The sequence below is a fragment of the Methylophaga sp. genome (assembly GCF_965655755.1).
Classification (GTDB): Bacteria; Pseudomonadota; Gammaproteobacteria; order Nitrosococcales; family Methylophagaceae; genus Methylophaga.
Genome location: NZ_CBFHHW010000039.1, coordinates 1 through 7,396, shown reverse-complemented (window position 1 = coordinate 7,396; position 7,396 = coordinate 1). Strand labels below are relative to the sequence as shown.

Below are 7,396 nucleotides of genomic sequence, written 5' to 3'. Positions count from 1 at the left end.
AACCCAATCATCGTCGCTACTTCAACCCGGATAAATACCGGATTATCCTGTTCGACCAACGTGGTTGTGGTCGTTCATTACCGAGCGGTGAACTCGAAAACAACACACTTCATCATCTGATTGCTGATATGGAGCATATTCGTGAATCATTAGACATTGAAAAGTGGGTCTTATTCGGTGGTTCTTGGGGCGCGACATTAGCGCTGGCCTATGCATGTGAGTTTGCTGGGAAAGTTACGTCAATGATTCTGCGTGGCACCTTTCTCGGTCGTCAGCAGGATATCGACTGGGTATACGCAGAAGGCGGTGCATCAAAACTCTTTCCTGAAGCATGGGAAGCATTGGTTTCAGGGCTCCCTGAATCTCAGCGACAACGGCCACTGGAAGCCTACTTCGAACAACTGACTAGTGACGATGAAGCGGTGCAAATGGCTGCGGCCCAAACGCTTAATATCTGGGAAGGTACGATTGTGATGTTGCGTGACGAAGTCTACCAGCCTGATTTAACTCAGGCACCTGGGCCGCTGGCCCACTCACGGGTTCAGCTTCACTACGCACTCAACGCGTGTTTTATCAATGAGAAGCCCCTGCTAGACAGTCTGGAACCAGTCAAAACCATCCCAACCAAAGTGATTCATGGTCGCTACGACATCGTCTGCCCAATGCAACAATCCTGGGAACTGAAGAAAAAATGGCCAGAGATTGAGCTACAAATATTACCGCTGGCCGGTCATGCAGCCGGTGAGCCTGCGATGATTAATGCATTAGTGGCTGCGACAGACCAACTTGCGGAGCGGTTATTATGATTGCCTTGTTACAGCGTGTCAGCCATGCCGAAGTGACTATTGATGAGAAACGTGTCGCAGAAATTCAGCAAGGCTTATTGGTTTTTATTGGTGTAGAAAAAACCGATCAGCTTGAGGATGCCGATAAGTTGCTGGAGAGAGTATTAAATTATCGTGTCTTTAGTGATGAGGACGATAAAATGAATTTATCCTTAAAAAATATCCGTGGTGGATTATTGCTTGTGCCGCAATTCACCCTGCCAGCAGATACACGCAAAGGCTCACGTCCTAGTTTTACTCCCGCAGCTGCGCCGTCGGAAGCGAATGATTTATTCGAATACCTGGTCAGTCAGGCCAAAAGACATCATGCCAATAGCGCTGCGGGCCACTTTGGTGCTGATATGCAAGTCAGCCTTACCAATGATGGGCCCGTCACTTTTTGGTTAGAAACAACAAAGCCAAAAGCTTAATCAGGATTACATCATGCGTTTATTAAAAAACTTTCTTATCGGTCTGATTCTGGTCCTTGCCGGTATTTCAGCAATGCTGCTAATTCCCTCACCCCAGCCACCGGCTTCAAAGCCTTGGGAAGTGATCAACATGCCCGATGGTAATAGTAAAGTTTTCGGTATCCATCTGGCTAATACAAGCTATAAAACCGCACAGGAACAGCTAGGTGTCTTTGGTAAAACCGCTATTTTTACTGATCCCGATAACAGCACTAGTGTGGAAGCCTATTTTGAGAGCATCAATCTCGGTGGCTTGTCAGCCAAGTTAGTATTAAATCTCGCGGTTCCTCCTGAACAGTTACAGGCAATGCTCAAGCGCGCTAAAGCAGGCAAATTGCAACCCAGCGGAGCACATCAACATGAACTAGCCCAGTCTGATCGGGTAGCTGTTTTGAAAGCGCCTGTAACGGCTATCACTTACATTCCATCTGTCAGTCTGGATAAGCAGATGATCGCATCACGTTTCGGTGAACCCGATGCGACCAAAACTATGACAGATTCTGAGGGGGTATCGACGACAATCTGGCATTATGCCGCTCCCAACCTACGAGTGCATTTCTCAGAAAATCAAAAAACGTTATTGCTTTATACAGCTAAATCCATGTTTCCCGATCAAGTAGACGATTAAACCCCTCTTTATCAACCGCTTTACTGAACAAATAGCCCTGTGCCAGATGACAGTCATGAGAGCGAAAATAATCAAGCTGTTCGACTGTCTCCACACCCTCGGCGACCACTTTCAGACCCAGGCTTTTTGACAGCGCCAAAATAGCATTAACTATCGCCGCATCACCACCATCCATGGCAATGTCACGCACAAAACTGCCGTCTATTTTAAGCACGTTTAATGGGAACTGTTTAAGGTAAGACAAGGATGAATAACCTGTTCCGAAGTCATCAATAGCCAGGCTGATATTCATTTCGCTCAATTCAGCAAGAGTGTGACTCGCAAGCACTGTGTCTTCCATCAACATCGTCTCTGTAATCTCCAACTCCAGATGCATCGGTGGCATATTCAATTCCTGCAATATTCGCCGGACCGAACTCGCCAACAATCCCCCTTTGAACTGCCTGCTAGATAGATTGACGGCCATCCTGAACTGATCAGACAGGCGCTCAGCTAATTCCATATAGGTTATGCAGGCTTCTTTTAGAATCCATTCTCCGACAGGGCCGATGAGGCCGGTATCCTCGAGAATGGGAACAAACTCTGCCGGAGATACGTGACCCCATTGTTCTGTATGCCATCTTAATAGTGCTTCAGCACCGACTATTTCCCCGGTCTGTAGATCTATTTGAGGTTGGTAATACAACTGTAATTCTTGTTTTTCTATGGCACGCCGCAAAGCGGTTTCCATGGCCAACCGTTTGGCTGTCTCTGCGTTCATTTCTACTGAATAAAACTGGAAATTATTACGCCCTGATTTTTTAGCGTGATACATGGCAGCATCTGCATTTCGTATCAACATATCGACATCACGACCATCAGCCGGATAAAGACTAATACCAATACTTGGACTGATAGTCACTTCTGTCGCCTCAAGTTGAAAAGGCTTTATAATTTCATGAGCAACTTTTTCAGCCACTTTCCCCACATGCTCAGCGGAGCGTATATCTTCTAGTAAGAGAGTAAACTCATCCCCCCCCAAACGTGCAACCGTGTCCCCTTCCCGCAAACACAATTTAATTCGTTTAGCGACTTCCTCCAACAGCATATCGCCGGCTTTATGACCTAATGAATCATTGATTTGTTTGAAATGGTCTAAGTCGAGAAATAAAACAGCCAACCTGCCAGAGTCACGCAACGATTTATGGATAGCGTGTTCCACGCGATCCATAAACACGGTTCTATTAGCTAACCCCGTCAGAACATCAATACTGGCAAGACGTGTCAGATGTTCTTCATTATCTCGCTGCGTTGAAATATCCTCAAACAGCCATATGCTCCCATCTTTAGGATTTTCTGGATCAATAGCTTTACCTGACATTCCGCACCAGAAGCTATGACCATCACTACGAACCATTTCCAGTTGTGCATCATAATTATCACCCAAAGTCAGTTGATGGTATGCCTCATCACCAAACTGTTCATAGGCATTGGTATTCAGATAAATACACTGACTGTTTTGCCCCTCAATTTCCTCACGTGGATAACCAAACAGCTCGCAAAACTTTTGGTTGACGCGTATAAAATGTCGATCCCGAACAAAAGCGATGCCCACCATCGCATTATCAAGAATAGTATTCAGTTCAACCGTTGTCTGTTCTAAGCGCCTTTGAGTTAGTTTACTATCGGTCACATCAGAGATGACACATACCCAGACATCTTCATTCTCTTCAGTGCCGACACGACTCAATGATAAATCCATCGATATGGCTGTGCCATCGTATCGTTCACCTTCAAAGTCCGTGCCCGCAGCCGATTGTTCAATGATGTCATTGAAGCTTTGAACCAGGCTTTTGTTACTGAAAAAGCGTAAAACATTTTTCCCGGCTAATACCTCTTGTGATGCGCCCAAAATGCTTTCTGCAGCAGGATTAACCTGCTTGATTTCGCCATTCAGGGTCAAGGTCAAAATGGCCTCTGGCACAGCATTCAGTATGGCTCTGATATGCTCTTCACTATTTTGCACCAGCTGATGAGCCTGAGCGAGCTCGTTTATTAATTGCTCAGTATTGCCTGCAAACACATTAAAATCTGTCATCAGCAGTGAGATGTCATCTTCTGCTTGCATGTGCTCAATCCGTGTATCAAATTTTCCTTCAGCCAACTTATGCATTGACTGCCGAATCAGATGCAGCGGTTGATTAATTCGATGAAACAACATGAAAGCAAAGAAAACCATCACAAATGTGATCAATCCACTTAAGACAATAACCTGCCAGCGGGTCCGATCAGCAAGATCCACATTATCGCTGACGGCCTGATAAGTTTGCTGATTGACCCTGTCGGCAAGGCGGGCAATCTTATTTTTCAACACACTTATAACGGCCATTGCTGATTGTTCGCCCTGTTCCAGCAATACACGATTTAATAGGGCTTGTTGATGTAAGCGATGAAGTCCATCCTCCTCAAACAGCAGTGCAACCATGATTTGAAGATCTTTCTCAATCTCCGTTGCCTGGTTGATTAATGCAGGGAAAGCCTGCAAACGATTTTTCAGCGACCTAATGTGTGATTGTGTTGTTTGTTTTATCGGGGCTTGTTTTTGTGCAGTGAGTTTATCGAGTTGATCCGCATTCTGAGTGAGCACTATCTCAGTATTGAGTGATTCTAGCTGATACAGTACTGTGCGTACATTTTCCAGTAAGGGTATGCCAGACAATATATTATTGCGTCGAAGTTGCTGCTCTAATTGAGAAAGCAGCTGTCTGATATTGTCTGCCTGCAAGTCGATATCATCGCGATGTCGCTTTAACCGCTCAGAGACAACCAAGCCTTTCTCCTTCAATAGGAAAAGCTCGTTATCCAAAGTGAGAAAATCCTGATAATAGTCAAATAAGCTATTAACCAGCGCTTCTCTGTCTTTTTTACCGTCAAACGAGGATGACAAACGCAACCAGTTCTGTAGGAAAACCTGCTCCGTTTCGGCCCGATCAGTGTGTTGCTTAAGTGTGAGGATAGAATCAGCCGCAAGAAATTGCTTTTGTCTGCTGATAAGCGAAGCAATTACAGTAGTCAACTCACGGCTACTATTTTCTAGTGGTAGCAATGTTTCACTGAAGATCTGTTGCGAGGAACTGATACGGATATTGGCGAAATTTGCCATCAGAGTCATCACCACCACCACAACGATAGTTGCGGTTGCCCAGAACTGAAGCATCTTTTTGATACTCCAGCTCTTAGTCATAACGTTTCTCCAAATACGACATTCCTTTACCGTCTAACTTGTTTCAGCATTACTATCTGTGTTCCCTGGTATCAGCCTCTTCTGCTGTTGTTTTATCCTCTGAAGGCCGTTGTTCATCTTCATCGTCCATCAAAACACGATTTGCTGCGCCATCCATGTCATCATACTGTCCACTACGTACTGCCCAGAAAAATACGGCTACACCTATAATGCCCAGTAATAACATGCCCGGCAATAAACCATATATGACTTCCATAACAACCTCTTAAAGATTTGATTGTGACGGCTGGACTGTTTACTTTTATCGCCCTTTAAATAAACGGCCGATCCGAGCTGCATTGCCGATCACTAATAAAGAACTTATCGGCATCGTTATAGCTGCCACTAATGGACTCACCAAAGCCATCATCGCTAAAGGCACCATGATAACGTTGTAACTGATGGAGAGTACAATATTCTGTCTGATGGCTCGCAAAGTTCGGGCGGCTAAAAGTCTGGCTTCAGACACCTTGCCAAGAGTTTGATGTGTCAACACAACATCGGCACTTTCCACTGACACATCAGTTCCTGATGCCATAGCTATACCCACATCAGCCTGAATCAGAGCCGGCGAGTCATTCACGCCATCACCGACCATTGCCACAATATGTCCGTCCTGTTGAAGCGAACGAACAACCTCGGATTTATCTCGTGGCAGAACTTCAGCCTGACGTGACACATTGCCCAATTCTGCGGTAACAGCATCAACCACAGCCTGTTTGTCGCCACTCAGTACAGTGATATCCAAGCCAGCGTTAAGTAGTTGCTGGATTGTTGCTACTGCATCCTGACGCAAGCTATCTACCAGTCCCAGCATGCCTTCCGGCTGGCCATTGATCACAATTAGCACACAACTGACACCCTGATGTTCGTATTCAGCCAGCAACTGTTCCTGTTGAGGCGTAAACGCCATTTTCAGGCTTTTTAACCAGGTCAACGTACCTACATGTACCTTGTCTTCATTGATCGTTGCGGTGACACCTTTTCCTGGTACCGAGTTAAAACTATGTGTCTGTAAGAAACGTAATGACTTTTCTTGGGCTGCCTGAACAATCGCTGTTGCGATACCATGCTCTGAGTTTTGCTCAACGGATGCGGCCAACTGTAATAGACTCTCATTTTCTATCACACCGAAACTTTGTATTGTTTTAACTTGCAGTCTGCCCTCAGTCAAGGTGCCGGTTTTATCAAAAACAAGATGGGTCACGCGCGATAACTGCTCAAGCGCTTGTCCTTGTTTAATTAACACACCACGATTGGCTCCCACTCCAGTAGCAACCGCAACTGACATTGGTGTAGCCAGACCAAAGGCACAGGGACAGGTCACTACCAGCACTGATGTGGCAGCTAATAGAGCAGTTTCAAAATCAAACTGAGACCAGTACACAAACGTCAGAGTTGCCAACGTTAATGTGATTAATACGAACCACGGTACAATCCTGTCGGCTGTGGTTTGAATAGGCGCTTTTGATGCCTGAGCCTCATCCATCAAGGCAACAATTTTAGCTAAAGCCGTATTTCGTAATACCTGTTCGGTACGTATCTTGAAAGCACCTTCGCCATTGATACTACCAGCAACAACATGGTCACCCTCTTGTTTGGCTACAGGTAAGGATTCTCCTGTCAGCATCGATTCATCTACAGCACTTTGTCCCTGTTCAATCACTCCATCAACCGGTACTTTTTCCCCAGGTCGTACCAATAATAAGTCACCTATCTGAACACTGCGGATCGACACTACCCGCGTTTGCTCCTGTTCAACTAACGTTGCCAGCTTAGGCTGTAATTCTAAAAGCCTTCGTGTAGCGGACAAAGCCTGGCGCTTTGAAATGGCCTCAAGGTAGCGACCCACAAGAATAACAAATAGAAAATTCACAACCGTATCGAAGTAAACCTGACCACTGGCCGATTGTGACAAAGTGACATAACAGGAGTAGGTATACGTTGAGGTAGCCCCAATAGCGATGGGCAGATCCATTGTCAGATAGCGTCTACGCAGACCTATCAGCGCATTGCGAATGAATGGGAAACCAGAATACAACAAAGTCGGTGTGGCAATCACAAGACTGATCCAGTGAAACCAATTACGAAACTCGCCGTCATCGGCACCACTATACAAAGCAATAGATACCCACATCATATTCATCATCGCAAAGCCCGCGAAGGCCATGCGATATAATAAACTCCGGTGGCGTTTAGCTAATGCGCCTTC

At 45.6% G+C, this 7,396-nt stretch carries 6 protein-coding genes; 3 read left to right on the top strand and 3 right to left on the bottom strand.

The annotated features are described in order from the left end of the window. The 3 genes from pip to ACTF5U_RS11155 all read left to right on the top strand — a co-directional run. A partial coding sequence (gene pip / locus ACTF5U_RS11165; protein ID WP_438971710.1) for a prolyl aminopeptidase occupies nt 1–806 on the top strand: 806 nt, incomplete at its 5' end. Further along, nucleotides 803–1,255: a D-aminoacyl-tRNA deacylase gene (gene dtd, locus ACTF5U_RS11160; protein ID WP_438971709.1), complete on the top strand. Its 453-nt coding sequence runs from the start codon at nt 803–805 to the stop codon at nt 1,253–1,255. The genes pip and dtd, both read left to right, overlap by 4 nt. A 13-nt stretch (nt 1,256–1,268) precedes the next feature. After that, nucleotides 1,269–1,922 (top strand): lytic murein transglycosylase, encoded by a 654-nt coding sequence (locus tag ACTF5U_RS11155; RefSeq protein ID WP_438971708.1) that lies wholly within the window; start codon nt 1,269–1,271, stop codon nt 1,920–1,922. On the opposite strand, the gene ACTF5U_RS11150 is transcribed toward ACTF5U_RS11155, so the two are convergent. The 3 genes from ACTF5U_RS11150 to ACTF5U_RS11140 form a co-directional block, all read right to left on the bottom strand. Beyond that, the gene (locus tag ACTF5U_RS11150) at nt 1,888–5,145 is read right to left on the bottom strand and encodes an EAL domain-containing protein (RefSeq protein WP_438971707.1); all 3,258 of its coding nucleotides are present in this window, start codon (nt 5,143–5,145) and stop codon (nt 1,888–1,890) included. The two genes, ACTF5U_RS11155 and ACTF5U_RS11150, sit on opposite strands and share 35 nt — an antisense overlap. A 52-nt stretch (nt 5,146–5,197) precedes the next feature. Beyond that, nucleotides 5,198–5,401 (bottom strand): cbb3-type cytochrome oxidase assembly protein CcoS, encoded by a 204-nt coding sequence (ccoS, locus tag ACTF5U_RS11145; RefSeq protein WP_438971706.1) that lies wholly within the window; start codon nt 5,399–5,401, stop codon nt 5,198–5,200. Between the two features lie 45 nt (nt 5,402–5,446). After that, nucleotides 5,447–7,396, bottom strand: a 1,950-nt coding sequence (locus ACTF5U_RS11140; RefSeq protein ID WP_438971705.1) for a heavy metal translocating P-type ATPase, incomplete at its 5' end; no start/stop codon positions are given.